At 69.6% G+C, this 26370-nt stretch carries 21 protein-coding genes and 1 pseudogene; 16 read left to right on the top strand and 6 right to left on the bottom strand.

Features of this window, described 5'->3' with window-relative positions; translation table 11 throughout:
• The first annotated feature begins 5 nt into the window (after positions 1-5).
• From STRNI_RS36995 to STRNI_RS36980, 4 genes are read left to right on the top strand one after another with little or no spacing between them, the layout of a single operon-like run.
• Positions 6-1133 (top strand): P-loop NTPase family protein, encoded by a 1128-nt coding sequence (locus STRNI_RS36995; RefSeq protein WP_093638303.1) that lies wholly within the window; start codon positions 6-8, stop codon positions 1131-1133.
• Positions 1114-4131: an AAA family ATPase gene (locus STRNI_RS36990; protein WP_277412796.1), complete on the top strand. Its 3018-nt coding sequence runs from the start codon at positions 1114-1116 to the stop codon at positions 4129-4131. Before STRNI_RS36995 ends, STRNI_RS36990 begins: the two co-directional genes overlap by 20 nt.
• Positions 4128-5270 carry a trypsin-like peptidase domain-containing protein gene (locus STRNI_RS36985; protein ID WP_093638308.1) on the top strand — a complete coding sequence of 381 codons (1143 nt, stop codon included), beginning with the start codon at positions 4128-4130 and terminating at the stop codon, positions 5268-5270. Before STRNI_RS36990 ends, STRNI_RS36985 begins: the two co-directional genes overlap by 4 nt.
• 9 nt (positions 5271-5279) lie before the next feature.
• Entirely contained in the window at positions 5280-6344 is a 1065-nt protein-coding gene (locus STRNI_RS36980) for a trypsin-like serine peptidase (RefSeq protein ID WP_274733535.1), read from the top strand.
• 22 nt (positions 6345-6366) lie between these two features.
• On the opposite strand, the gene STRNI_RS36975 is transcribed toward STRNI_RS36980, so the two are convergent.
• Genes STRNI_RS36975 through STRNI_RS36965 form a run of 3 tightly spaced genes read right to left on the bottom strand, consistent with a single transcriptional unit; the run spans position 6367 to position 9124 of the window.
• Positions 6367-7404: an ABC transporter substrate-binding protein gene (locus tag STRNI_RS36975; RefSeq protein WP_159491112.1), complete on the bottom strand. Its 1038-nt coding sequence runs from the start codon at positions 7402-7404 to the stop codon at positions 6367-6369.
• A 42-nt stretch (positions 7405-7446) separates the two neighbouring features.
• The gene (locus STRNI_RS36970) at positions 7447-8319 is read right to left on the bottom strand and encodes an ABC transporter permease (protein ID WP_148588320.1); all 873 of its coding nucleotides are present in this window, start codon (positions 8317-8319) and stop codon (positions 7447-7449) included.
• Positions 8309-9124 carry an ABC transporter ATP-binding protein gene (locus STRNI_RS36965; protein ID WP_093638317.1) on the bottom strand — a complete coding sequence of 272 codons (816 nt, stop codon included), beginning with the start codon at positions 9122-9124 and terminating at the stop codon, positions 8309-8311. Before STRNI_RS36965 ends, STRNI_RS36970 begins: the two co-directional genes overlap by 11 nt.
• A gap of 227 nt (positions 9125-9351) precedes the next feature.
• Here STRNI_RS36965 and STRNI_RS36960 point away from each other — a divergent pair, with 227 nt between their 5' ends.
• From STRNI_RS36960 to STRNI_RS36905, 12 genes are all read left to right on the top strand, one after another.
• A complete protein-coding gene (locus STRNI_RS36960; protein WP_277412795.1) occupies positions 9352-11112 on the top strand; it encodes a sensor histidine kinase in 1761 nt (586 codons plus the stop codon).
• Positions 11109-11801: a response regulator gene (locus STRNI_RS36955; protein ID WP_148588322.1), complete on the top strand. Its 693-nt coding sequence runs from the start codon at positions 11109-11111 to the stop codon at positions 11799-11801. The genes STRNI_RS36960 and STRNI_RS36955 overlap by 4 nt, the downstream gene beginning before the upstream one ends.
• A 119-nt stretch (positions 11802-11920) precedes the next feature.
• Positions 11921-12526, top strand: a complete 606-nt coding sequence (locus tag STRNI_RS36950; protein WP_159491108.1) for a GNAT family N-acetyltransferase — start codon at positions 11921-11923, stop codon at positions 12524-12526.
• Positions 12527-12680: 154 nt separating this feature from the next.
• Complete coding sequence (locus STRNI_RS36945) at positions 12681-13418, top strand: FadR/GntR family transcriptional regulator (RefSeq protein ID WP_093638328.1); 738 nt, start codon at positions 12681-12683, stop codon at positions 13416-13418.
• Entirely contained in the window at positions 13415-14974 is a 1560-nt protein-coding gene (locus STRNI_RS36940) for an amino acid permease (protein ID WP_381844712.1), read from the top strand. Before STRNI_RS36945 ends, STRNI_RS36940 begins: the two co-directional genes overlap by 4 nt.
• A 2-nt stretch (positions 14975-14976) precedes the next feature.
• Entirely contained in the window at positions 14977-16005 is a 1029-nt protein-coding gene (locus tag STRNI_RS36935) for an asparaginase (protein ID WP_277412794.1), read from the top strand.
• 78 nt (positions 16006-16083) lie between these two features.
• Entirely contained in the window at positions 16084-17505 is a 1422-nt protein-coding gene (aspA, locus tag STRNI_RS36930) for an aspartate ammonia-lyase (RefSeq protein ID WP_266439602.1), read from the top strand.
• 856 nt (positions 17506-18361) lie between these two features.
• On the top strand, positions 18362-18544 hold the full coding sequence (locus STRNI_RS36925; protein ID WP_274733541.1) for a hypothetical protein: 183 nt from the start codon (positions 18362-18364) through the stop codon (positions 18542-18544).
• A gap of 235 nt (positions 18545-18779) precedes the next feature.
• On the top strand, positions 18780-19748 hold the full coding sequence (locus STRNI_RS36920; protein WP_159491100.1) for a cucumopine synthase-related protein: 969 nt from the start codon (positions 18780-18782) through the stop codon (positions 19746-19748).
• On the top strand, positions 19745-20857 hold the full coding sequence (locus tag STRNI_RS36915; RefSeq protein WP_274733543.1) for an NAD(P)/FAD-dependent oxidoreductase: 1113 nt from the start codon (positions 19745-19747) through the stop codon (positions 20855-20857). Before STRNI_RS36920 ends, STRNI_RS36915 begins: the two co-directional genes overlap by 4 nt.
• A gap of 79 nt (positions 20858-20936) precedes the next feature.
• Positions 20937-21995, top strand: a complete 1059-nt coding sequence (locus tag STRNI_RS36910; protein ID WP_277412793.1) for an AMP-binding protein — start codon at positions 20937-20939, stop codon at positions 21993-21995.
• Entirely contained in the window at positions 21995-23356 is a 1362-nt protein-coding gene (locus tag STRNI_RS36905; RefSeq protein ID WP_277412792.1) for an aldehyde dehydrogenase family protein, read from the top strand. Before STRNI_RS36910 ends, STRNI_RS36905 begins: the two co-directional genes overlap by 1 nt.
• Positions 23357-23401: 45 nt before the next feature.
• Here the strand turns inward: STRNI_RS36905 and STRNI_RS36900 are convergent.
• From STRNI_RS36900 to STRNI_RS36890, 3 genes and pseudogenes are all read right to left on the bottom strand, one after another.
• Positions 23402-24133 (bottom strand): annotated as a pseudogene (locus STRNI_RS36900) (histidine phosphatase family protein); the annotation flags it as partial.
• A gap of 24 nt (positions 24134-24157) precedes the next feature.
• Entirely contained in the window at positions 24158-25039 is an 882-nt protein-coding gene (locus STRNI_RS36895) for an LLM class F420-dependent oxidoreductase (protein WP_277412791.1), read from the bottom strand.
• A 182-nt stretch (positions 25040-25221) separates the two neighbouring features.
• Positions 25222-26370 (bottom strand): DUF475 domain-containing protein, encoded by a 1149-nt coding sequence (locus tag STRNI_RS36890; RefSeq protein ID WP_277412790.1) that lies wholly within the window; start codon positions 26368-26370, stop codon positions 25222-25224.

Below are 26370 nucleotides of genomic sequence, written 5' to 3'. Positions count from 1 at the left end.
GCGGCATGCCGTTGACGGAAACCGAGTGGGACCTGGTCACCACGTGGGTGCGCAACTATCTGCTCGACACCACCGATCCGCATACGCAGCTCGCCCAGTACGGATTCCCGCCGGAATTCATCGGCGCGCTGCGGCTGACGCATCTCAGCACGGACAATGCCCGCACGCTCGTGCACCAGTCGCGCACGGATATCCAGCGGCAGCTGCGACTGGTCGAGGCCGTCACCACGATCGACCGGCTGGCCGTGCTTCCGGACATCGTGAAGGCCCAGGAATTCCTGGCCCGGCTGCGGGAGGACTTCCGCGCCCACGCCGCACGGGACAATTTCCGCACCTGTGTCCTGAAGAACGGCACCGAGGCGTTCATCGACCGCCAGGATCTGCGGGAGACCCTGCGCCGGTTCGTCGAGGACCCCCATACGTTCATTCTGCTGGTCGACGGCGAGCCGGGCAGCGGCAGGTCGTACACCTACAACTTCCTCCGCCATATCGGGCAGCACAGCGGGTTCCGTCCGGTGCGGGTCACCCTGTCGCACACCGCGACCGCCGCCAAGGTCGTCCGCCGGCTGGCCGACTTCGTCGCCGATCCGCAGGAGGGCGCCGCACCGCTGAACCCCACGGAACTCAACGACCTGCTGCCGTCGATCGACGAGGCCGCGCACTGGGTGGCCGGCCGGGCGACCGCCGTCGAGGAGCGCTTCTGGCTGGTCCTCGACGAATGCGACAAGCTCGATCCCAGCTCCGATGTGTGGGACTTCATCGGTCAACTCGGCATGGCCATCTACGAGCACGCCGCCGTCCGCGGAGACCAGGCGCCCCGGCTGGTGCTCCTCGGGTACGGGCGCTCGATGCGTCAACTCCCTTACGACCTGCGGGGAAACCTGGCCTGGGACACCGCCCGGATCGCCGAAGCCGACGATCTGCGCACCTTCTTCGACCAGGCCTTCCATGAGTCGCCACCGGAGATCCTCGGTACGGGGCAGCTCCGGGAATCCGCCATCTCCACGCTCGTGGACGCGGCCGTGCACGAGGTGCTCCAGGCCACCGCGACGGACGGTGGGGACCGCGAGAGCTATATGCGGAAACTCTGCACGGCAGCGGAGGGGGCCATCCGTGTCTACCAGTCCCTCTGACCGCCTCCCGATGGACCCCGCCGCGGCACGGGAGCTGTTCGTCGCCCGCTTACGCGCGGAGCTGCACCCGGATGAGGAGCGGCCCCAGGAGGTCTCCGACGCCCGCCGGGCCTACCGGGAGGCGGCCTGTCTGCTGAGCCGTTTCGATCCACAGCGGCTCCGGCTGCCCGGTGAGGAGGCCGCCACCGGCGGCGCGGTCCTGGAACTGGTCGACGACTGCACGACCATGGGGATGCAGGACCAGGGCGGATGGTCCCTCAAGTCCGATGTCCGGGAACGGACGCTGCGCGGGCTGGCCGGGCCCGAGGCGGCCCGGCGCGTCCTGGAGTGCCATCTCGACCAGCTTCCGGCCGAACCCGGCCCGGAACGCTTCTGTCTGGCCTATCTCTCCGGCCGCCCCCCGGCGACGGACGGGCTGACCACCGACGAACTGGCCGACGCCCTCCAGGCGGTGCTGTGGCTCTCGCGGGTACCGGGCACGACGGGGCTGCCGGACACCGCGGAGCTGCAGCTCACCCTGGAGCGGGCCAGGCTGCTCGATCCCCTGGAGCGCCTCGTACGGTGGCCGTTCCAGGGGCGCACGCGCGAACTCGCGGAGCTACGGGACTATGTCCTGCGGCCCGGCGGGTCCCCGGCGGCCGGAGCACCACCGGACGGTCATCCGCAGCGCCCGGCGCTGGTCCCCCCGCTGGTCGTGCACGGTCCCGGCGGGATGGGCAAGACCACCCTGCTCGCCAAGTTCGTGCTCGACAGCATCCACGACCCCGGCGGCTGCTTCCCGTTCGCCTATATCGACTTCGAGCGGCCCACCCTCTCGATCCAGGAACCGGTCACGCTGATCGCCGAGGCGGCCCGGCAGCTCGGCATCCAGTTCCCGGCACACCGCGCCGAGCTGGACGCGCTGGCGCACGAGTGCCAGCAGGCGGCCCGCAGCCAGCGGGAGGGCCAGGAGCGGGTGACCCAGCTGCATGAACTCGCCACCACCCGGGCCGTGCTGGGGCGCCGCTCCTCGCAGGAGTTCCAGTCGCTGGCCGCCGGACGGGAGACCGATCTGATCCGCCGGCTCGCCGATGTCCTGCGGCGGGCGGTGGCGGACCGGAAGGACGGGGAGCACCCGGAGGACCCGCCGTTCGCGCTGGTCGTCGACTCGTTCGAGGAGGCCCAGTACCGCGGATCGCCGGTGGTGGGGCGGATGGTGGCGATCTATCTCTCGTTCCAGAGCATCTATCCGCGGATGCGGCTCATCGTCTCCGGGCGGGCGCCGGTCGAGCATCCGGCGAAGCCCGTCGAATCGCTCGACATCGAACTCGGTGAACTCGATGCGGAGGCGGCCGTCGGCCTGCTGACGTCCTGCGGCGTCAAGGACCCCGAAGTGGCACGGGCCCTGACGGACCGGGTCGGCGGCCATCCGCTCAGTCTGAAACTGGCCGCACGGGCCGCCACGCTCGCGGGGCTGGATGCCGAGGGGACCTGCGAGCTGATCCGCAGCCTGCCTGAACGCCGCCATCAAGTCTTCCGCCGGGTCGACCAGTTGCTGGTCCAGGGGATCCTCTACGAGCGCATCCTCAGCCACATCGGCAACGAGGAGGTACGCCGGCTCGCCCATCCCGGGCTGGTGCTCCGGGTCATCACCCCGGAGATCATCCAGGAGGTGCTCGCCGGACCCTGCGGGCTGCACGTGGCGACGCCGGACCAGGCCCGCGCGCTCTTCGAGGAGCTCAGACGCCTGGACATGGTCGAGCCGGTCCGCCCGGACGCCGTGCGCTACCGCAGCGATGTCCGCGCCATCATGCTGCGGCTGCCGGGCGGCGACCGCACCGCCGTGATGCGCGCCGTCGAGCGGCGCGCGGTCGAGCACTACGCCACGCGCGACGGCCTGGAGGCCAGGGCCGAGGAGATCTACCACCGGCTGCGGCTCGACGAGAACCCGCGCTCGGTGGAGGAGCGGTGGCTGCCGGGCGTCGAGCGGTTCCTGGTCGGGGCGCAGCAGGACATGACGCCGAGGGCCGCGGGCCTGCTGACGGCCCGGCTCGGCGGCGGCACTCCCGATCAGGTCGCGGCGGGCGCCGACCAGGAGGACTGGGAACGGATCGCGGCCCGCGAGGTGGAGGACCTGCTCTCCCAGGGCTACGCCCAGGCGGCCTTCGAACGGCTCGGCAGACGACAGCCCTGGACCCCGTGCAGCCCCCTGCACGCCCTGCTCGCCGAGGCCCTCAACCGGCTCGGGCGGCGGGAGGAGGCCCGCCGGGCCACCGCGGACGCCATCGATGCGACGGAGCGCGCGGGCTGCGGGGAGCGCCGGCTGGAGCTGCTGCTGCTCTCCGCCCGGCTCTCGGAGGAGGCCGGCGACCTGGCGAGCGCGGGCCGGGCCCTGCGGGTGGCGGAGGATGTCGCGGTGGGTCTGGGGCAGGACCTCGAAGCGATGGGCGCGCTGCTGGCCCGCGCCCGGCTGACGGCGGGCGCCGACGGCGCCGACCCGGAGGCGGACCAGCAACTCGCCGAGCGGCTGCGGAGGTTGCCCGATGCCGTGCTCGCCGACCAGCCGGTGCTGGTCCGCGCGGTCGCCTCGCAGATCTACGACCAGGCCCCCGGTGCGCTCGACCATGCGCTGGAGGTGGTGGGGCTGCCGGCCGACGACGAGACGCTGGACACCCTGGGGGCGGCGATGCGCCGCGCGACCAGCCGGCAGCCGGCGCTGCTGGGACGGGTGATGGGAATCCTGGACGAGGCCGCGGGACCGTCCCGGCAGCCGGCCGGCGGCGCGCCGACCGGTATCACCGGGATCCTGCGGCTGGCCCGGGACCGCGGCACCCTCGGCACCCTCGCCCGGCGGCTGCTGGCCGTGCCCGACAAGAGCGGGGAGATCGTCGCCGGGGTGGCCGCGGCCATGGGCGTGGGCACCGGTGCCCGTTCGGCGGCCCACGCGGCCTCCGGGCCGGAACGCGAGAACCGTACGCCGGAGGAAGGGAGCGGCCCCGCGGGGCCCGATGACCGATGACCGCCTATCTCTCACCCGACGAGATCCGCCAGGTGCTGGACGCCTCGGTGGAGACCGGACTGGCCGACCCCACCGTCCGGCCGCTGCTGCTCGACGGCATCATGCCCCGGTACCGCAGCACGCTGCCGCTCCATCCGGCGCCCGGACGGCAGGCGCACTCCGACCTGAACGAGATGAACCGGGTGGAGCGGCTGGTGGACGGCTCGGTGCCGCTGGAGATCTGGCTGCGCAACGCCGTCGCCGAGACCACCGAGGCCGGGCCGCTCACCGTGTTCCAGAAGGCCCTGGACGAGGTGGCACGGAAGGCGGGCGGTGAGCCGGATGTGCTGGCCGGGCTGCCCTCCCCCGCCGCGGAGCTCAAGGAACAGATCGTCCACCGCGACGACACGGTGCCGATCGGCTTCCTGCGCGGGGGTGAGCTGGCGGGCGGCGCGGTGGCCCGGCTCAAGGTGCCGCCGTACCAAGGGGGCGCTCCGCTGCAGCCGAACGGTTTCCCGCACTCCGGTACGGGGTGGCTGATCGCTCCTGACCTGCTGGTCACCAACCACCATGTGGTCAACGCCAGGACCGGCACCGGGGAGGGGCGGCCGGTGGCCGACGCCGAGGACCTGGGCCTCCAGGCCCGGCACACCCTCGCCCGGTTCGACTTCGACACCGATGAGGTGGAGACGGAGGAGGCCACCGTCAGCGAACTCGTCGCCGCGGACGCGGCGCTCGACTATGCGGTGCTGCGGCTGGCCGCCGAGCCCGCGCGGCCGGTGCTGAAGCTGGCGGCGGAACCGCTGAAGGTCGACGGCGGCGACTATGTGGCCGTCAACATCATCCAGCACCCCGGGGGCCAGCCGAAGAGGGTCGCGCTGCGCAACAACCTCGTCTACGAGGCGGACGAGAACGATGTCCGCTACTTCACCGACACCCGCGGCGGGTCGTCGGGGTCGCCGGTGTTCACGGACGACTGGAAGGTGGTGGCGCTCCACCGGGGGACGCGGCGGGTGGAGAACGTGCTGTTCCAGGGCAAAACAACGGCCTTCGTCAATGTCGGCACCCAGATGCGCAGCATCATGCGCCATCTGCAGACCAGCAGCCCCGGTGTCCATGCCGAGATCGAGACGGCACAACAGGCCGCGCAGCGCGGCTGAGGAGGCGAGATGCACAGTCGGCGCAGATCACCGGTGGCGGCCGGTCCCGAGCAGGTCTTCTCGGATCTGCGGGAGGTCGCGGCGCGGGTGAAGGACGGGCTGTCCTGGGAGATCCCCGAATCCCTGGAGGAGCTGCCCGCCGAGGAGCTGCCCGCCGGGCAGATCGCGCAGTTCGCCCAGCAGGAGCGGACGAAGGTGCTGTCGGCGGGCGTCAGCGGTCTGGAGAAGCTCGCCGAGGGGCGCGCGGACGAGATCGACGACGACGAGTCCTTCGGCATGGAAGCCATCGTGCTGCTCGAAGGCCGCCCCGCCATCCTCGTCCAGAACCATGACTTCGCGCCGCAGCAGGGCGACTGGGCGGTGCTGGACGGCCACCGGGCGGCGATCCGTGCGTCGCTCTCCCGGGTCGGGCGGGTCGAACTGTCCGGGCATCTGAGCCTGGACTGGCTGGGCACGGCGTTCCTGGTCGGCCCGGACGTGGTGATGACGAACCGTCATGTGGCGGCGGAGTTCGCCCGTGGCGACAGCACCGGCTGGACCTTCCAGCAGGGCATCGGCGCCCGGCTCGACATGGGCGAGGAGTACGGCGGCGACGCGGGCGGCGGCGGCCCCGCCTATGACGTCGTCGAGGTGCTGGGCATCCACGAGGACGTGGACCTGGCACTGCTGCGGGTCGCGCCGCCGGCCGGTGGCGGGGCGCTGCCCGCTCCGCTGGCCGTGGCCGCGGACGCGCCCGCCGACCTGCCCGGGCGCCCGGTGTACTGCGTGGGCTATCCGGCGTACGACGGCCGGCGCAACGAGCCGGAGTCGATGCGCCGGATCTTCATGGACATCTACAACGTCAAGCGGCTGCAGCCCGGCACCGCCACGGAGCTGGTGCCGGACCAGAACGTCATCAAGCACGACTGTTCCACGCTCGGCGGCAACAGCGGCTCACCCGTCATCGACCTCACCGACCACCGGGTCCTGGGCCTGCATTTCGGCGGCCGCTACGGCTTCGGCAACTTCGCCGTGCCGCTGTGGCAGCTGGTGGACGATCCGCTGCTGGGCCGGGCGGAGATCAACTTCGTCTGAGCCGCTGCGCGCCGTCCGCGGATCAGCCCGACTTCTTGACGAACTCGGTGGTGTAGGTCTTCTTCAGGTCCACCGTGGCGTTCTTGAGGTTGGGGTTGAAGGCCTTCAGGACGCGCTCGACGGTCGCGGGCCCGTCGGCCGGCATCACCCCGTCCTCGGTGAACATCGGCAGGGTGTCCTTGATCGCCTGGATGTACAGCTCCTTGCCGCCCTGGGCGTAGTCGGACGGCATCTTCGCCGCGATCTGCTCGGGGGTGTGCGTGGACATCCACTTGAGGGTCTTCACAAAGGCGTTGGCCAGCTTGCGCACGGTCCCCTTGTGGCTGTTCACCCAGTCGGTGTTCATGTAGAGGCTGGACGAGGGGTAGGGGCCGCCGAGCGCCTTCTGCGAGCCCTCGGGGGTGCGCATGTCGATGAGGACCTTGCCGAGGTTCTTGTCCACGATCTGCGCGACCGTCGGGTCCGTCGTCATCCCGCCCTGGATCGAGCCCTGTTGGAGGGCCGAGAGGAAGGTCTGGCCGGCGCCGACCGCGACCGGTGTGAACTCGTTCGTCTGCACACCGTTCTTCACCGCGAGGTATTTGGTCAGGAAGTCGGTGGAGGAGCCGAGACCGGTGACGCCCAGCTTCTTGCCCTTGAAGTCCTTGGGTGAGGTGAGCTCACTGGCCGCCTTGTTGGAGACGACCTCGACCTCGCCGGGGGCGTGCGCGAGCTGTACCACCGATTCGACCTGTTTGCCCTTGACCTGCAGATCGAGGGTGTGGTCGTAGAAGCCGACGACGCCCTCGACATCGCCGGAGACCAGCGAGGTGGTGGCCTGCACACCGGCCGGTTCTGTGAGCAGGGTGACATGGACGCCCTCGTCCTCGAAGTAGCCGAGCTGCTGGGTGAGTCTCGCGGGAAGATAGATGACCTTGTCGAGGCCTCCCACCATGATCTTGATCTTGCCGTTCTTGTCGTCCATGGCGGCGGACCCGGACTTCCCGCCACAGGCGGTGAGGGTGGTCAGGGCCAGGGTGGCGGCGGCCAGGGCGGCGGAGAACTTCAGTGCGGTGCGCATGGTCACGTCCTTGTGAGGTGGGAAGGGGGCGGTGGGACGGGCTCAGCGGTCGCCGGCGGAGTCGGCGGGCTTCCAGCGGAAGAGCCGCCTTTCGAGGAAGGCCAGCAGCCCTTCGGCGAGCAGCGCGACCACCGCGAGGATCACCATGGCGGCGTACACCCCGGCCGCGTTGAAGGTGCCCTGGGATGCCGAGACCAGCAGGCCGAGGCCCTTGGTCGCACCGATGTACTCACCGACGATCGCGCCGATCAGCGCGAAGCCAAAGCTGACGTGCAGACTGGTGAAGATCCACGAGGTGGCGGAGGGGATCACCACCTGCAGGGTGACCTGGCGGTTGCTCGCGCCGAGGATCCGGGAGTTGGCGACCAAGTTGCGGTCGACCTCCCGTGCGCCCTGGAAGGCGTTGAAGAAGACCGGGAAGAAGACGAGGACGACCGCGGAGGCGACCTTGGAGGCCGGTCCGAGGCCGAACCAGATGAGGAAGATGGGGGCGAGGACGATCCGCGGCAGTGCGTTGAGCACCTTGATGTACGGGCCGAGCACATCGGCGAGAAAGCGGACACGGCCCAGCGCGATCCCCAGCACCACACCGCCGATGACACCGATCACCCAGCCGAGCAGCGCCTCGTAGAGCGTGTACCAGATCTGCTCCCACAGCGAGCCCTGCGGGGTGCCGTGCAGCGCCCACTGGATCGTCTGGTCCCAGATCTTCGAGGGCATCGAGAAGTTGAACGGATCGATGACGGCGGCCCGGGCCAGCCACTCCCACAGTCCGAGCAGCCCGACGAGCAGCAGCACCCGGGTGCCGTGGACCAGGAACCTGTGATTACGCGCGGCCCGCGCCCTGGCCCGGGAACGGTCCGTACGGCCCGTGCCTGCCGGGGACTTGACCGGCGCGACGGTCTCAGGCGACATCCGCGGCACCCCTCTCGCGGGTGATCCGGACCTCTTCGCCGAGCGAGGACCAGATCTCCCGGTAGATCTCGATGAACCTCGGCTCCAGCCGGACCGATTCGACCTTGCGGGGGCGGGGCAGATCGATCTCGAAGACCTCCTTGACGGTCGCCGGACCGGCGGTCATGACCACGACCTTGTCGGCGAGGGCGATGGATTCCTCCAGGTCGTGGGTGACGAAGACGACGGAGGCGCCGGTCCCCGACCACAGCTCCAGGAGTTCGTCCGACATCAGCGCCCGGGTCTGCACGTCAAGGGCGGAGAACGGCTCGTCCATGAGCAGGAGTTCGGGATCGTTGACGAAGGTCGCGGCGAGTGCGACCCGTTTGCGCTGCCCGCCGGAGAGCTGGTGCGGATAGCGGTCCTCGAAGGCGGCAAGTCCGACCCGGGCCAGCCAGTCCCGCGCCCGCTGCCTGGCCTCGGCCTTCGGTACGCCGCGGAAGCGGGGGCCGGCCATCACGTTCGACAGCACGGTGCGCCAGGGGAAGACCGCGTCCTGCTGGAAGACGAACCCGATCTTGTCCCCGATGCCGCGGACCGGCTCACCGGCCACCAGCACTTCGCCCTCCGTCGGCTCCTCCAGGCCGCTGACCAGCGTCAGCGTGGTGGACTTACCGCACCCGGTGGGGCCGACGACCGCGACGAACTCACCGCGTTCGACGACCAGATCCAGATCCCGGACGGCGGTGTGCAGCGCCCCCGAGGGTGTCCGGAACGCCTTGCTGGTACCCCGCAGTTCGATCGCGGGGCTCGTGTGGCTGCTCATGGACCGCGAGGCTAGGAGTGATACCGGCCACAGCGGCAGCCTTGTGGGCGCAAGCCGCCTTTCTGCGCGCAAACCCTGTTGTGCTCATTTTGCTCACGCTAGAACCACTAAGGGGCTACCAGGGGGTACACAGGTGCTCACGCACGGCTTACGGTGCCCGCACCCCGAGATGAAAAGGAAGATTCGGTTCCGCAAAGGTGCGGCGGGCCGGAGACAAGGGAGAGCCCATGCGAATCCGCTGGCCCCGACGGGTCTTTGCGCAGGTACTGACCGCGCAAGTGGCCCTGACCACCGGGGTCATGGTGCTCGCCACCAGTCTGTTCCTCGCCCCGCTCAGCACCGAGCTGGACGATCAGGCGATGCGCCGGGCGCTGTCCATCGCCCAGACCACCGCCGCCGACCCGGACCTCGCCCGGAAGCTGGTCACCACCGAGCCGGACGCGCACGGGCCGGTGCAGGCCGGCGCGGAGCGGATCCGTACCGCGACCGGGGCGCTGTACATCGTCGTGATGGACACCCGCGGAGTGCGCTGGTCGCACACCCACCCCGCCGAGATCGGCCGGCATGTCTCCACCGACCCGGGCCGGGCTCTCGCCGGGCGGCAGGTGCGGCAGATCGACACCGGCACGCTGGGGCGTTCGGCCCGCGCCAAGGTGCCGCTGCGCGACGACCGCGGCCGGATCGTCGGCGCGGTGTCGGTCGGGATCGCCTACGACAGCGTCCAAAGCGGGCTGCTCGGCACCATCCCCGGACTGCTGCGGTACGCGGGCGCCGCGCTGGCCGTCGGGGTGCTGGCCGCGATCGTGCTCTCCCGCCGGCTGCGCCGCCGTACGCACGGGGTGGCGTTCACCGATATCTCCGCACTGCTCGACGAGCGGGAGGCGATGCTGCACGGCATCCGTGAGGGCGTGGTCGCCTTCGACCGGCGCGGCCGGATCCGGCTGGTCAACGACGAGGCCGGACGGCTGCTGGGCCTGGACGCACAGGCCGCCGGCCGGCCGCTGGACGAGGTGCTGCCGCCGGGCCGGACGACGGATGTGCTGGCCGGGCGGGTGGCCGGCACGGATCTGCTGGCCGTCAGCGGCGGCCGGGTGCTGGTCGCCAACCGTATGCCGACCCAGGACGGCGGGGCGGTGGTGACGCTGCGGGACCGTACCGAACTGGAGCTGCTGGGCCGCGAACTGGACAGCACCCAGGGGCTGTTGGACGCGTTGCGGGCCCAGGACCACGAGCATGCCAATCAGTTGCACACCCTGCGCGGGCTGCTGGAGCTCGGCCGGTACGAGAAGGCGGTGGAGTTCGTCACCGAAGTGGCCAGTGCGCAGCGGGCGTCCGCGGAGGAGATCGCGGAGCGGGTGCCCGATCCCCTGCTGTCGGCGCTGCTCGTCGGCAAGGCGGCGATCGCGGCCGAACGCGGGGTGTCCCTGCGGGTGTCGCCCTCGACACTGCTGCCCGACACGGTGGTCGACCCGCGCGACCTGGTGACGGTGCTGGGAAACCTCATCGACAACGCGCTGGACGCCGCCGCGGAGCGCCGCCGCGGGGACCCGTTCGTCGAGGTGGAGCTGCGGGCCGAGCACAGCACGGCCGTACTGCGGGTCTCGGACACGGGGCCGGGGGTGCCACCCGAGCTACGGGACCGGATCTTCGCCGAGGGCTGGTCCACCAAGGCCGTCCGGCCTCTCCCCGCGGAGGGCTCGCCCACCGGCCCGGTGGCCTTCCACCGCGGCCGGGGCATCGGCCTGGCCCTGGTGCGCCGGCTCGCCGAGCGCTACGGCGGGATGGCCAGGGTGACCGCCCGCGCGGGCGGCGGCGCGGTCTTCACCGTCGTCCTGCCCGAGGCACTCGCCCCGGAGGACGGCTCCCCCGGGCGCCGGCAGGCGGCCGCTGCGGGAGCCGCGGTGACGGGCGCACCACGGCGTCCGGAGCGCCCGGAACGAACGGAGTCACGGAAGCGAAGACCCATGGGGAGCGGAGCGTCACAATGATCGATGTCCTGGTCGTGGACGATGACTTCCACGTCGCCGAGATCAATGCCGCGTATGTCTCCCAGGTATCCGGCTTCCGGGTCACCGGCCGCGCACACACCGCCGCCCAGGCTCTTGCCACGCTGGAGCGCACCCCTGTCGATCTGGTGCTGCTCGACCACTATCTGCCCGACGAGAACGGCCTGGCCCTGGTCCGGCGGCTGCGGCAGCTCGGCCACCGCATCGACGTGATCATGGTGACGGCGGCCCGTGATGTCGGCACGATCCAGGACGCGATGCGCTCCGGGGCGCTGCAGTATCTCGTCAAGCCGTTCGGCTTCTCCGGACTGCGCACCAAGCTCGACGGCTATGCGGCGCTCCGCCGGACCGTCGAGGGGGTGGGCGGCCGCGGCGAGGCCGGCCAGGAACAGGTGGACCGGATCTTCGGCGCCTTCCGGACCGCCGAATCCCCGCACACGGAGCTCCCCAAGGGCCACTCGGCCGCGACCGTCGACCTGATCCGCCGTGTCCTGGACACGGCCGGGCACCCGCTGTCCGCCCACGAGGTCGCCGCATGCGCGGGCGTCAGCCGCTCCACGGCCCAGCGCTATCTGAAGCACCTCGAACGCAGCGGCCACATCACCCTGACCCTGAAGTACGGGGACACCGGGCGCCCCGAACACCGCTACCGATGGGCGGGCACCCACTGACCGGACCGCGGCCCTCACCGGCTGGCTCACCGGGGGCGTCCAAACCCCGCGGCCGCAGGCGACGTTGGCCGCCACCACGCCATGGCAGCGGACGGCGACCGCCCCCTAGGCTGCCGATCATGAATCCAACGACACCCAGCGGGACGGACCCCGAGCCCGACATCCTGGACGCCCTGCAGCTGGCCGCCGATCCGGAGCGGGCGACGGACTTCGCCGAGGCGGCCCACCGGATCCTGGCGGACCTGGTCAGCGGTGGTGCGCCGCTCGGCTGGGCCGACCCGCCCGGCCGGGCCGAGGTGGCGGAGCTGGTCGACCGGGTGCTGCGGGCCGCGCACCTCGGTGATGGGGCACTGCGGGCGGCGTACACCGGCCGGCGGCTGGTCGGGCTGGGGTACTGGCTGCGCTATGCCCGGCCGACCAATCGGCAGCACGCGGATCTGGAGAAGATCGCGGTGGCCTCCGAGGCCCATGGCCAGGGCCTCGGCCGGTCACTGACCAGCGCCCTGGTCGAGGACGCCCGGGGTGCGGGGATCGAGGTCCTCACCCTGGACGCCCGGGCCGACAACACCAGGGCCCTGACCCTCTACCGATCGCTCGGCTTCCGTGAATACGGTCGGCTGCCCGATTTCGTGGCGATGGGCGGACGCCGCTACGACAAGGTCTTCTACATGCTGGACTTCCGCGGGAACGGTCGGCACGACGAGGAATCGCCGCACCCGCAGTAGCGGAGCCGGCACGGTACGGCACGACGGAGGCGGGGAGGGCGCGGGGACGCTCCAGGTCCGGGACCAGGGCCGGGACCAGGAGCGGGACCGGTCCGGGGAATCATCTGCGCCGCCCCCCTTGACAGCTCCCCCGGCCGGGCTCGACGATCCCGGGGTGAACCTGTCAGACAGCCAGACAGCTGGCGATGTGCCCCGGCGGATCAGCGCGATGGAAGCGGTCCTGAACCATCTGCGCGGCGCCATCGAGCGGGGCGAGTACGCGGTCGGGGACAAACTCCCCTCCGAGGCGGAGCTCTGCCGTCGGCTGGAAGTGAGCAGACCCGTGCTCCGGGAGGCGCTGCGGGCGCTCCAGACGATGGGGCTGACGGTCTCGCGCACCGGCAAGGGCACCTTCGTCATCTCCGACGGCGCGGTGGCGGACCCGACCTTCGGCGACTACGCGGCGAGCGACCTGCTTGAGGTCCGTCGCCATGTGGAGATCCCGGTGGCCGGTTACGCGGCGGTGCGCCACACGACGGAGGACCTCGATCAGCTGAACCATCTGCTGGAGCGGATGGAGCAGGAGACCGACACCACCGCGTGGGTGGCGATGGACAGCCTCTTCCATCTCGCCATCGCCCAGGCGGCCCGCAATCCGGTCTTCCGCAGGGTCATCGAGGAGATCCGCGACGCGCTGGCCCGCCAGTCGGCCTTCCTCAACGAGCTCGGCGGACGGCGCGAGCAGTCGAACCGGGAACACCGCGCGATCGTCGAGGCGCTCGTCGACCGCTCCGAACACGACGCGGTGGAAGCCATGGCGCACCACCTCGCCCGCGTCGAGACGACGCTGACCACCATCGTGCGGCCGCAGCACCGCACGGCCCCCTCCACGGAAGACGAGGATCACGCGTGAGCGAGCAATCCCTCCGGCAGGCGGAACGGCAGCAACAACAGGGAGCAGCGCAGGACGCCGCGCAGCGGCAGCCGGGCGGACATGTGGACGCCGGTGACGCCGGCTACCAGAAGTCCCTCACGTCCCGGCACATCAACATGATCGCGATCGGCGGGGCCATCGGCACCGGGCTGTTCCTCGGCGCGGGCGGCCGGCTCGCCGATGCCGGGCCGTCGCTGGCCGTGGCGTACGCGCTGTGCGGTCTCTTCGCCTTCCTCGTGGTGCGGGCGCTGGGTGAGCTGGTGCTGCACCGGCCGTCCTCGGGTGCCTTCGTGTCCTACGCCCGGGAGTTCCTCGGCGAGAAGGGCGCGTTCGTCGCGGGCTGGATGTACTTCCTGAACTGGGCGACCACCGGAATCGCCGACATCACGGCGGTGGCGACCTACACGCACTACTGGGGCATGTTCTCCGAGGTCCCGCAGTGGGTGATCGCGCTGATCGCGCTCGCGGTCGTGCTGGCCGTGAACCTGATCTCCGTGAAGATCTTCGGCGAGCTGGAGTTCTGGTTCGCGATCGTCAAGGTCGGTGCGCTGGTCGTCTTCATGCTGATCGGCATCTTCCTGCTCGCCACCCAGCACCCGGTCGCCGGCCACTCCCCCGGCCCCTCGCTGATCTCCGACAACGGCGGCCTCTTCCCGACCGGGACCCTGGCGATGCTGCTGGTCATCCAGGGTGTGGTGTTCGCCTATGCGTCGGTCGAGCTGGTCGGTGTCACGGCGGGCGAAACCGCGGAGCCGGAGAAGATCATGCCGAAGGCGATCAACTCCATCATGTGGCGGGTGGCCGTCTTCTACGTCGGCTCGGTGGTCCTGCTGGCGATGCTGCTGCCCTGGAGCGCGTACTCCGCCGGCGAGAGCCCGTTCGTGACCGTGCTGTCCAACGTCGGGGTGCCGGCCGCGGGCGGCGTGATGAACCTCGTCGTGCTCACCGCCGCGATGTCCAGCCTCAACTCCGGCCTCTACTCCACCGGTCGCATTCTGCGCTCGATGGCGATGTCCGGCTCCGCGCCGCGGTTCACCGGCGTGATGAGCCGCAGCCAGGTCCCGTACGGCGGCATTCTGCTCACCTCGGGGGTCTGCGTACTGGGCGTGGGCCTCAACTACGTCGTGCCCAGCGAGGCGTTCGAGATCGTGCTGAACTTCGCGGCGATCGGCATCCTCAGCACCTGGGCGATGATCATGCTCTGCCATCTGCTCTTCTGGCGGAAGGCGCGCGCCGGGGAGCTCACCCGCCCCAGCTACCGGCTCCCCGGCTCGCCGTGGACCGAGATCGTGACGCTGGCCTTCCTGGCCTTCGTCCTGGTGCTGATGTGGGCCGACGGCGGAGCCGGCCGCACCACCGTGCTGTCGCTGCCGGTGATCGTGGCCGCGCTGGTCGGGGGCTGGTTCCTGGTACGGGGCCGGGTCGGCACCCTCCGGGACGCCGCGGCGGCGCAGGCGAGCGGCGAGCACCCCGACACCGCACTCCCCACCCAGCGCACCGACACCCACCACAGCACCGAAAGCACCGAGAACTGATCATGACCCAGAGCACCACCCTGCCGCCGCACCGCACCGTGGGCGACCCGCCCGCGGTCCGCGAACCGGCCCATGTCCCCGTCGCCCATGTGGTGCGCGGAGGACTCGTCGAGGGCGTCCACCACGGCTCGGTCGTGGTGCTGGCGGCCGACGGAAGCGTGGAATTCCAGGCGGGCGACATCGAGGCCGCGTTCTACCCTCGCTCGGCACTCAAGCCGCTCCAGGCGGTCGGCCTGCTGCGCGCGGGGCTGCCGCCGCTGGACGATCCGTCGCTGGCCCTGGTCGCGGCCAGCCACTCCGGCGAGGAGCAGCATCTGACCGCGGCCCGGGGCATCCTGGCCGCCGGCGGACTGACCGAGGACGAGCTGCGCAATGTCCCCGATCTGCCGTACGACCCCGCCGTACGGGACGAGTGGATCCGGCGCGGTCTGGGTCCCACCCGCCTCGCGCAGAACTGCTCGGGCAAGCACGCCGCCATGCTGCTGACCGCCCGCGCCCGGGACTGGCACCTGGGCGATTACCTCGACCCCGGCCATCCGTTGCAGCGGGAACTCGCCGCGACGGTGGAGGACCTCACCGGCCAGGGCATCGCCCGGGTCACCGTCGACGGCTGCGGCGCCCCGCTGTTCTCCGTCTCCCTCCTCGGGCTGACCCGGGCCGCCGCCCGGCTGGCGACGGCCGCCCCCGGCACCGAGGAGGGCCGGGTCGCCCACGCCATGCGCGAGCACCCGGAGATGGTCTCCGGCAGCGGGCGGGACGTCGCCCGGCTGGTGCGGGCGGTGCCGGGTCTGCTCGCCAAGGACGGCTTCGAGGGCGTACAGATCGCGGCACTGCCTGACGGGCGGGCGGTCGGCGTGAAGATAGCCGACGGCGCCGACCGCGCCCGGATGCCGGTGACGGCGGCGGCCCTGGCGCACTGCGGCGTCGACGCCGGTGTCCTCGCCCCGTTCGCCACCACACCCGTCATCGGGGGCGGCGCACCGGTCGGAGCCCTCCGGGCGGCTGACTCCCTTGCGCTGCAAGCCACCTGACGCTCCATCACCTCTTTCCTGGGCACATCCGCCTCCAGCCCTCTCCTCCGCTCCACCTCACAAAGGACCCTCTGCACCATGACTGCCGCCGGCCACCGCCGCGAACACGATCTGCTCGGCGACCGGGAGATACCCGCCGAGGCGTACTGGGGCGTGCACACCCTGCGCGCCGTCGAGAACTTCCCCATCACCGGTACGCCGATCGCCGCATACCCGCACCTGATCAACGCGCTCGCCGCCGTCAAGGAGGCCGCGGCCCGGGCCAACGAAGACCTCGGACTGCTCGACGCGGAGCGGGCCGACGCGATCGCCGCCGCCTGCCGGGAGATCCGGTCCGGCGCGCAGCTGCACGACCAGTTCGTCGTCGATGTCATCCAGGGCGGCGCCGGGACCTCGACGAACATGAACGCCAACGAGGTGATCGCCAACCGGGCGCTGGAGATCCTGGGCCACGCCAAGGGCGACTACCACCATCTGCACCCCAACGAGCATGTCAACCTGAGCCAGTCGACGAACGACGTCTACCCGACGGCCGTCAACGTCGCCACGATCATCGCCGTAAGGGAACTGCTCGACGCGATGACCGTCCTGCGCGAGGCCTTCGCGGCCAAGGCCGAGGAGTTCCGCGACATCCTCAAGATGGGGCGCACCCAGCTTCAGGACGCGGTGCCGATGACCCTGGGCCAGGAGTTCTCGGCGTACGCGGTGATGCTGGAGGAGGACCAGAGCCGGCTGGCGGAGGCGGTCCTGCTCATCCACGAGATCAACCTCGGCGCCACCGCCATCGGTACCGGCCTCAACGCCCCCAAGGGATACGCCGAGGCGGCCCGTACCCACCTGGCCGCCCTCACCGGTCTGCCCCTGGTCACCGCCGCCAACCTCGTCGAGGCCACCCAGGACTGCGGCGCGTTCGTCCATCTGTCGGGTGTCCTCAAGCGCATCGCCGTGAAGCTCTCCAAGAGCTGCAACGATCTGCGACTGCTGTCCTCCGGGCCGCGTGCCGGGCTCGCGGAGATCAACCTGCCGCCGGTGCAGGCCGGTTCGAGCATCATGCCCGGCAAGGTCAACCCGGTCATCCCCGAGGTCGTCAACCAGGTCGCCTTCGAGGTCATCGGCAACGACGTCACCATCACCATGGCGGCCGAGGCGGGCCAGCTCCAGCTCAATGCCTTCGAGCCGGTCATCCTGCACTCCCTCTCGGAGAGCATCACGCACCTCGGGGCCGCCTGCCGCACCCTCGCCGAGCGCTGCGTGGCGGGCATCACCGCCAACACCGAGACGCTCCGGGCCAGTGTGGAGAACTCCATCGGCCTGGTCACCGCCCTCAACCCGCACATCGGCTACACCGCCGCCACCGCGATCGCCAAGGAGGCGCTCGCCACCGGGCGCGGCGTCGCCGAACTCGTCCTGGAACAGGGGCTGCTCCCGGCCGACCGGCTCGCGGCGCTGCTGCGCCCGGAGGAAATCGCCGGTACGGGCGGTGACTTGGCCACGGCCTGAGCCCTCGCCGGGCAAGCGGCACACCGGGACCGGGCAGGTCCCGCGCACGGGCCGGGCGGGCGTCCCCCTCAAGGGACGTTCACCCGGCCCGTTGACGTGGGCGCCACGGCAAGTGCCGCCTTCCGGCCCCGAGTTACCGCCTCCGCCGCACGTGCTGGTCCCGCTCCTGGAGCGCACCGACCCGGTCACCGGCATCGGCCTGCCGGACGGCTTCCACACATCCACCAGCGCCGCAGGAGCACCTGAGGGCGAATCCGATGTGAAGGGTTGACCAGTTGATCCTGGCATGTATTCTCTCATTCAGACACGGCATCGTTTAGGAAGACCTCGGTAGGCCTCAGGGGGATGCTTGTTAGACCGGTTCGGTTGGCAGCTACAAGTTAGCAATCCAGTTACTTTCAGTGGACATATCCATTTCGGCGTTACTTGCGATGCCGGTATGTGCGACCATATTCTTGAATTTTTTGCTAAAAATTGTGCAGAGTCCGCGATTTACGCAAGGTCAGAAAGAATCACACCCGTTCCCGAGCGGCGTAAATGGCTAATGAAGCGTGTCGCCGGCCGGATGAATTCCCGGCATGTGACTGAGCAAATCCCATCGTGCCCGGTTCGGATGAGGGCGGGGCCCGTAACGCAACCAAGCCCCTCGATGTCCCCTCCGACCTTGTTTCCTGACCAGAGAACCTGACCGCCGCCCGACGGGATGACGCGGACGGTATCTGGCGTGCCCTGGCGCCGTGGGGCCGGGCGCTCGTGCCGCTGGCCTTCCTCGCCAAGGGCGACAGCTTTGAACTGCTCGGATGCCGCTTCGGGATCGGCACCGAGACCACCCGCCGCTACGTCAACGAGGGCATCGATGCCCTCGCCGCGCCGGCCCCCCAGCCTGGCCGACTCCCTCGCCGCCTCCGGGGAAGGGTGGCGTCTGCTGCTGAACGGCGCCTTGATGTCCGCGATGTCCGCCTGGCGCCGCACCGGCCTGGCCACCGAGGGGAGCTGGTCTTCCTCGGCGAGGCCCGGGCCGGCTCCACGCACGATCTGAACCGCCGCCCACGCCGACGGCATCATCGAGTCCGCCGCCGAGCGGCCCTTCGCCCAGCTCTCGACGGCTGGCGCGTGCTGCACAAGACCCTGCGGGATGCCGGGGCGATGCCGATGCCGATGCCGATGCCGTCGAGACGACCATCTCCACGATGACGTAGTAAACCGACTCCGCCCGTGACTCTTTCGCAGAGAAACAGCAGCGGCGACATCTCACTGATACGAAGGGGAAAATCTTGACTGCAACATTTTCCGGTCGGCATATCGAGATCGCCTGGCCCGACCTGGGTATCACCGTGACCGCGGAACTCGACGGTCGCAACGCTGAACTCGCCGACGCGCTGTGGGAGGCGTTGCCCTACCAGAGTCTGCAGGGACACGCGCTGGTGGCGGGACAGCATCTCTATCACGCGGCACCGATACCGTCGCTGCTGCATCTGTCCGCGTCCACTCGGATCCCGGACCGACGCGAGGCGCCCGATGGGACCGTATTCTGCTCCGCGCTACAGCATTTAGGCATCAAGTACGGCACGTTGACCGAACCGATGCCGGCCTCCCCGGTGGGCCAGATCCGGCAGGAGGATTTGCCCGCACTGCTGGAGGCCGGGAAGGCGATCTGGGATTCGGTCTATTCGACGAAGAAGCCGATCCTGGCGGAGGTCCGCAAGGCGGGAACCGAAGGCGGCCACCGTATTCCGCATTTGACCGCCGCAGATCCCGACGCGAACCGTCTCATCCACGACGTGTACACCGCGACCGAGCGGGCTTGGCTGTCCGCACCGCAGGAACTCGCTGACCTCCACGCGGGGTTGATCCCTTCCGGGGCAGGGAGTTTTGAGACGGTGTTGCCCACTCTGTTGTTCGTCAACGGTGAGACCCGCCCGCTGGGGTATGCCACCTACGGTGGTCTGGTCCGGGCCGCGGTCCAGGGCATGCCGATGGATTCATTGCGTCACATGGCGCGCCTGCTGGTCGGTCTTCCGGCCGAGTTCCTGGGCTACTGCGGCCTGGAGCAGCTGTGGAGCTTCACCCAGCGCTTCCTGAACTGCCTCGACCAGCTCGATCGCGACGATTTCCTGAGTGTGGTGAGCCAGCTGGCCCTCTACGTCAACTGTTTGGGGGGTTGGAATCTGCACCTGTACCCGTGGGACGCCGGAGATCACCTGCGCCAGCTGCGCCCCCACGAAACGGTCCGCCAGTCGTGAACCAACTCCCTGAACGCACGGACGCCGTCGTCATCGGCGGGGGCGTCATCGGCAGCTCCATAGCGTGCCGGCTCGCCGAGGCAGGCGTCGGTACCGTCCTGCTGGAGCGTGGCGCGCTCGGATCGGGATCGTCCGGAACCACTGCGGGCGTTGTGCGTACCTACTTTCCCGGCAAGCCTCTCATCAGCAGCCTTGCCGTCCGGAGCCTGGCGGCTTACCACGCCCTCGCCGAACGGACCGGAATCGACCTCGGCTTGCAGCGTATCGGCCTCCTTGTGCTGTTCACCGAGGACCACCAGGTGCAGGACTTCCGGCACACCCAAGCCGCCCAGCAGGCAGCTGGAGTGGATGTCGAACTCGTGACCGCTGCTGAAGCGGCGCGGCTGAACCCGCTGGTCGACGAGCGAACCATCCTGGCGGCAGCCTGGTCGCCCGAGGCCTACGCCTGCGATCCCGCCGCGATCGTGCGCGGCTATGCCACAGCCGCCCAGCAGGCCGGCGCCATCCTGCGCACGGAAACACCCGTCACCGGCATCGACCCGGATGGGCGGGTCCACACGCCCGCGGGCAGCATCCGCGCCGACACCGTCGTCTGCGCGGCGGGCCCCTGGGCGGGAACGGTCGCCGCCATGGCCGACGTGCGCCTTCCTGTGACCACATACCCCGTCGACATGCTCCTGACCGACACCCCCAGTAGTGCCCCGAGCGACCCTCTGCCGATGACCATGCACCCGTCCAGCCTGCGGATTCGAAGCTGGGGTGACCGCATCCTCGTCGGGATGGGCCGCCCCGCTCCGGACGAAACCCGGCAGGCCTGGCTGCAACGGGTGTCACACCACCTCGGCACGGCCTTCCCGGCCCTCGCAGGCAACGGCCTCGAGACCGGGTGGAGCGGAGACCTCGATGTCAGCCCGGACGGGATGGCCTTCATCGGCCGTGATCCCGCCCGCCCGTTCCTCTACGCGGCTGGATTCTCCGGTCAGGGACTGTGCCAGGCACCTGCCGCCGGAGAGATCATCCGAGACCTCGTGCTCGACAAGGAATCCTGGACCGACACGTCCGGGCTCTCCACCGCCCGCTGCCTCAGCGGTTCGGCCGAGACCGGGTAGCCAGCAAAGGAAGTAATCGGCGTTGCGAGCCGGTGGTGGTGGCCGCCGCCGGAGATCAGTTCTTTCGAGAGGAAAATCCATGGTCGAGCACGCTGGCGGAGAGTTCGTTCGGGAGATGATGCGGTGGCACTTCAGTCCGGAGACCGGGTCACCGTTCTGGCTGAAACGGGCCAAGAACCTCGACTTCGATCCGCTGACCGATGTCCGCCATTTCGACGATCTCGGCTTGTTTCCCAATGTGGTGGACGAGCTGCGCGATATCGGCGTCCGTGAGCTGATTCCTCGTGGCTACGGTGACGAGCACGGGGTGGCCGTCTACGAAAGCGGCGGTACCACAGGCCAGCCCAAGCGAGTGGCGTACGCCGCGGAGTGGCAGCGGGGCAACGTCGAATGGTTCAGTGAGCGACTGGATGCTCACGGCGTACCTCGAAATGTCGACTGGCTGAGTGCGGTTCCCACCGGGCCGCACAACGTCGGAGCAATGGCGGTCGACACCGCGATGATTCGAGGTGGGCTGAACTTCAGCATCGATCTGGACCCGCGATGGGTGAAGAAGCTGCTCGCACAGGGCCGGACGGACGTGGCCGACGCCTACACCGATCACCTCATCGAACAGGTCGGCCACATCCTGGCCGCCCAGGATGTGGGCGTCCTCTTCGCCACCCCGCCGATGCTGGAGCGCCTCGCGCAGCACGACGATCTGGTCGAGTTGGTGAACCGGAAGGTTCGCGCGATCATCTGGGGCGGTACCCATCTGGACGCCGACACCCGGGATCTGCTGCGCGACGAGGTGTTCGGAAACGCCAAGTTCGTCGGCGGGTACGGCGGCACGATGATGCTGGGGACATCGGTGGAGCGCCCCGGCCTCGGCGACGACGAGCCGTGCGTGTTCGACTCCTTCGCTCCGTACACCACATTCCGGGTGATCGACCCCGACACCGGCCAGGTGGTGCCCTACGGCGAGCGCGGGCAGATAGTCGTGCATCACATGAGCCGAACTGCCCTGCTGGTCAACAACATCGAGCGGGACTACGCAACCCGGATCGCACCGGTGGACGGCGGCTTCGGTGATGCGGTCGCGGACGTCGCACCCGTGGCGTCCTTCGGCGATACGAAGGTGATCGAGGGCGTGTACTGATGTTGTCCCTGGACGTTCTCGGCCCCGGCGGCCCCTATCGGTCCCGGCGCCAGGAGACCATTCGAGATCTTTTCGGAAACCAGGTCGCGACACTGAGTCTCGCGCCCTCGCTCTACATCACCCGCGCGATAAAGGCCCTGCGCCGAGCGCCGGCGCTATCGGTCGACGCACGGATCGCGGCGTTCGCACAGGCGGGCCGGGCTTTCGCCACGCAGTCGATCGCGGGGCTGACGCCGGAGGAATACCAGCACACCGTCAGCACGGTCACCGGGATACCGATCACGGTGGTGCGCAATGCCACCGACGAAATCGCGCGGGCCGCCGAGCAGATCCACCACACCGTGGAGAACGCGCGGCCGGCTGCCGCGGTCGGCTCGTGGCGCGATCCGCGGGCTCAGGGCGGTGCGGCGGTGTGGACCCGGCGCGGTGAGGTGTTCGCCGTCCATGCGGCGGGCAATCACCCTGCGGTGCACCAGGGTTGGTTCGATGCCCTCGCGCTCGGCTATCGCGTTGCCGTGCGTCCGTCCCGTCGTGAGCCGTTCACCCCACATCGGCTGATCACTGCCCTGCGCGAGGCCGGTTTCGGCGACGAGGGAATCGCTTTTCTGCCCACCGACCACCACGTGGCCGACGACATCCTCCGGCACGCCGACTTGGGAATGGTGTACGGCGGTGCGGATGTCGTGGGCAAATACGCGGGCGACGGACGCATTCTGCCGCAGGGCCCCGGGCGCTCCAAGATCCTCATCACCGCCGAAACCGAGTGGGAGCCGATCGTCGACACCATCGTGGAGTCGATCAGCAGTGGTGGGGGCGTCGGTTGCGTCAACGCCACCGGCGTACTGGTCGAGGGCGACCCTTCCCCCGTGGCCGCGGCGATCGCCGAACGCCTCGCCGCCCTGCCCAGCCTGCCCGCGACGGACGAACGCGCAGTCCTGCCCGTGATGCCCGTCGGTCCCGCCCGTCGGTGGGACGGGGCTCTGCGGCAGCGGGCAGCGGGCACCAAGGCGTGGCTCGGCGGTGACGGTATCGCCGACGATCTCGGCGATGGTTCCGCGGTGCTCCGGCCGGCGGTGCACCAGCTCGACAGCCCGTTCGCCGAACAGCTCGGGATGGAGTTGGGCTTCCCCTGTGCGTGGGTCGCACCGTGGGACCGCGACGCCGGGATCCGGCCGCTGCGCGACACCCTCGTCCTCACTGCCGTCACCACCGACGAGGACCTGATCGACGCATTGGTGGCCGAGCCGACCATCGCCAACGTCTACGTCGGTGACCATCCGACACCGTGGATGGAGCACGGACTGCCGCACGACGGCTACCTCGCTGAATTCCTCATGCGCACCAAGACAATTCGACGCTGACCGCCGATGGGGCGGTGCCGAGCACCGCCCCATCGGCTGCCGAGGTCAGCGGTGGTCCGTCAGGTGCGAGGTGTCGTTCAGCAATTGCACCGACGCATTCCCCTCGCCGTCATAGGCCACGGCCGACAGCGAGGCCGCCGACAGTTCCATCCGGAACAGCGATGCGGGCGGCGCGCCCAGCGCCAGCCGAACCAGCGTCCGCAACACCCCGACATGCGAAACGACCAACACCGTCTGTCCCTTGTACCGCGCCAGGAGCCGGTTCCGCGAGAGCGCGGCCCGGCGCGCGACCGCGGTGAATGTCTCCCCGGTTCCGCCCGGCACCGCCGCCGCAGAGGCGCGCCACGCTGCCAGCTCGTCCGGGTAGCGCTCGCCCACCTCGGCGAACGTAAGTCCCTCCCAGGCACCGAAATCCGCCTCGGTGAGCCCTTCGTCGACTTGGACTTCCAGGCCCAGCCGTCGTGCCGCTGTCTCGGCCGTCTGCTGGGCTCGGCGCAGCGGTGAGGAAACCACCGCCTGCACCGCGCCGCGTGCCGCGAGCATCCTCGCGGTGGCCTCGGCCTGCCGTCGCCCGGTCTCCGACAACGCCGGATCGGAGCCACCGCTGCCGGACAACCGCTTCTCCGGTGTCAATGCCGTCTCACCGTGGCGTAGCAGCATAAGCGTCGTGGGGCTTTCCTGGTCGGCGGGCGCGCGATGCCCGCCGGCCGCTCCACCACTAATTCTGGCGCCGATAGGAATCGGGTCACCTCTTTCGATCACAGCCCCCGTCACCGGCGGCATTGCGGAGAATTGTGCAGTTCAGCGCAGTGCGGCGATGACTGGCGCGAAGTTCTCCATGTTGTATTCCATGACCGTGAAGTAGGTGAAGCCGTAGCGTTCGCGGCGTTCCTTGATTTGTTGTGCCATATCCGCCGGGGTCCCCGACAACACACTGGGCGGCTCCTCGGAGCCGCGCTCGGCGTCGGGCGGCAACGGCTCGAACCTGTCGGGTACCGCGGTGCGTTCGGCGGGCGGAATCACCTGTTGCACCATGAGATTCAGCTCCACGGCGTCGGCGCGGTCACCGAGCAGTCCGCGCACGTAGGCGACCCGTTCTTCCGTCTGCGCGGCTCCGGCCAGCTGGAGTACATCACCGGTGGTGTTGGCCCAGCCTCCGGTGAGGGCGATGATGTCGGCGTGCGCGGCGGCCAGCCGCAGCAGCCGGTCGCCCCAGCCCCCAATCAGCAGTGGTGGCCCGGACGGTTGGGCCGGACGCGGCTGATATTCCGTGTCCTCAAAGAGACGACGCAACGTGATGACAGTCTGTTCCAGCTGTTCGACCCGCCTTCCACCGCTGGGGAACGGTATCCCCGCGGTGTCGAACTCGGCCTTCACGTAGCCTGCGCCGAGCCCGAGTTCCATACGCCCGTCGATGAATTGGTCGGTGCTCGCCACGTCACGCGCGAGAAGGACGGGGTTGTAGAACGGTGTGTTCAACACGAACGTACTCAGCCGTACCCGTTCGGTCATTTCGGCTGCGAGCACCATTGCTGGAAACGGCGCGGAGAACTCCAGGTGATCAGCCACTCCGACTACATCGAAACCGAGTTCCTCAGCTCTGCGGCACTTCGCGCTCCACTCGCGTCGCGAACCGGGAACGAACATGTTGACACCGAAGCGGAAGGGGCGCTGTAAAGGCATTATGCCTGTATATCAAACGAAGACTGCTGTCGCCGACCTGACCTTGATCGTCGATCAACACCAACTGCCTCTGATGCTCGGCGGGTTGTTCCTGGGGAGTGGCGCCAGGGCGGGTTCGAGCCCTGGCGCCCTCTCCGTGCCAGTCCCAGCCGCGCAGGTCAGAAGGGTTCTGGCGGCCCGGCTCAGACGCCGGAGGAGACCTCGGCCTTCTCGTTGGACACCGTGTCCGTTCCCTCGGCCGCCGCCAGCCTGCGGTTGCGCCGCACCGAGGAGAAGAAGGACCAGGCGATCAGAACGATGCCGACGAGGCCCGTAATGACCTCGTGGATCTCGTACTGGATGGTGACGAGCAGGATCACGGCCAGGGCGCCGATCGCGTAGTGCGCGCCGTGCTCCAGGTAGACGTAGTCGTCGAGGGTGCCCTGGCGGACCAGGTAGACCGTGAGCGAGCGGACGTACATCGCGCCGATGCCGAGGCCGAGCACCATCAGGACGATGTCGTTGGTGATCGCGAAGGCGCCGATGACGCCGTCGAAGGAGAAGGACGCGTCCAGGACCTCCAGGTAGAGGAACAAGAAGAACGCGGCCTTGCCGGCCATCACGACCGCCGGGACGTTCTTGCCGCTCTTCTTGGCCTCTTCCTCGGCCTCGTGCTCGCGCTCCTCCTCTTCCTCGAGCCTGTTCTCGAAGAAGCCGGAGAGGCCGCCGACGATCAGGTAGGTGATCAAGCCCGCGATGCCGGCGATCAGGACGGTCTCCGTCATGTCCACATGGATGCCGCCGTGCTGGTGGGCGTTGGTGGCGAAGGTCATCGCGGAGACGAGCAGCACGATGAGCGCGATGCAGACGGAGAGCATGTCGACCTTGCCGAGCTTGGCGAGCGGACGCTCCAGCCAGCCGAGCCACTTGATGTCCCGGTCCTCGAAGATGAAGTCAAGGAAGATCATCAACAGGAACGTGCCACCGAAGGCGGCGATCGACGGGTGGGCGTCGGTCACCAGCTGCTGGTACTTGTCCTTGTCGTCGAGCGCGAGCTGTACCGCTTCGATCGGACCGATCTGGGCGCTGATGGCGACGATCACGACCGGGAAGACCAGGCGCATGCCGAAGACCGCGATCAGGACGCCGATGGTGAGGAAGGTCTTCTGCCAGAAGGCATTCATCTTCTTCAGGATCCCGGCGTTGACCACGGCGTTGTCGAAGGACACCGAGATCTCGAGGATGGACAGGATCGCCACGATCCCGAAGCCGGTCCACCCCCCGTAGAACACCGCCGCGACCAGGCCGAGCGCGGTGACCGCGAACGACCAGCCGAACGTTTTCAGAAGCAC

Source organism: Streptomyces nigrescens, from assembly GCF_027626975.1.
GTDB classification, from domain to species: Bacteria; Actinomycetota; Actinomycetes; order Streptomycetales; family Streptomycetaceae; genus Streptomyces; species Streptomyces nigrescens.
This window is presented reverse-complemented; position numbering and strand designations above follow the sequence as displayed.

Excerpts from the sequence above, each read along its gene's own strand:
- STRNI_RS36995 (WP_093638303.1), top strand. The coding sequence starts at position 6 with ATGCCGTTGACGGAAACCGAGTGGGACCTGGTCACCACGTGGGTGCGC.
- STRNI_RS36985 (WP_093638308.1), top strand. The coding sequence starts at position 4,128 with ATGACCGCCTATCTCTCACCCGACGAGATCCGCCAGGTGCTGGACGCC.
- STRNI_RS36980 (WP_274733535.1), top strand. The coding sequence starts at position 5,280 with ATGCACAGTCGGCGCAGATCACCGGTGGCGGCCGGTCCCGAGCAGGTC.
- STRNI_RS36975 (WP_159491112.1), bottom strand. The coding sequence starts at position 7,404 with ATGCGCACCGCACTGAAGTTCTCCGCCGCCCTGGCCGCCGCCACCCTG.
- STRNI_RS36970 (WP_148588320.1), bottom strand. The coding sequence starts at position 8,319 with ATGTCGCCTGAGACCGTCGCGCCGGTCAAGTCCCCGGCAGGCACGGGC.
- STRNI_RS36965 (WP_093638317.1), bottom strand. The coding sequence starts at position 9,124 with ATGAGCAGCCACACGAGCCCCGCGATCGAACTGCGGGGTACCAGCAAG.
- STRNI_RS36960 (WP_277412795.1), top strand. The coding sequence starts at position 9,352 with ATGCGAATCCGCTGGCCCCGACGGGTCTTTGCGCAGGTACTGACCGCG.
- STRNI_RS36955 (WP_148588322.1), top strand. The coding sequence starts at position 11,109 with ATGATCGATGTCCTGGTCGTGGACGATGACTTCCACGTCGCCGAGATC.
- STRNI_RS36950 (WP_159491108.1), top strand. The coding sequence starts at position 11,921 with ATGAATCCAACGACACCCAGCGGGACGGACCCCGAGCCCGACATCCTG.
- STRNI_RS36935 (WP_277412794.1), top strand. The coding sequence starts at position 14,977 with ATGACCCAGAGCACCACCCTGCCGCCGCACCGCACCGTGGGCGACCCG.
- aspA (WP_266439602.1), top strand. The coding sequence starts at position 16,084 with ATGACTGCCGCCGGCCACCGCCGCGAACACGATCTGCTCGGCGACCGG.
- STRNI_RS36925 (WP_274733541.1), top strand. The coding sequence starts at position 18,362 with ATGCCCTCGCCGCGCCGGCCCCCCAGCCTGGCCGACTCCCTCGCCGCC.
- STRNI_RS36910 (WP_277412793.1), top strand. The coding sequence starts at position 20,937 with ATGGTCGAGCACGCTGGCGGAGAGTTCGTTCGGGAGATGATGCGGTGG.
- STRNI_RS36905 (WP_277412792.1), top strand. The coding sequence starts at position 21,995 with ATGTTGTCCCTGGACGTTCTCGGCCCCGGCGGCCCCTATCGGTCCCGG.
- STRNI_RS36895 (WP_277412791.1), bottom strand. The coding sequence starts at position 25,039 with ATGCCTTTACAGCGCCCCTTCCGCTTCGGTGTCAACATGTTCGTTCCC.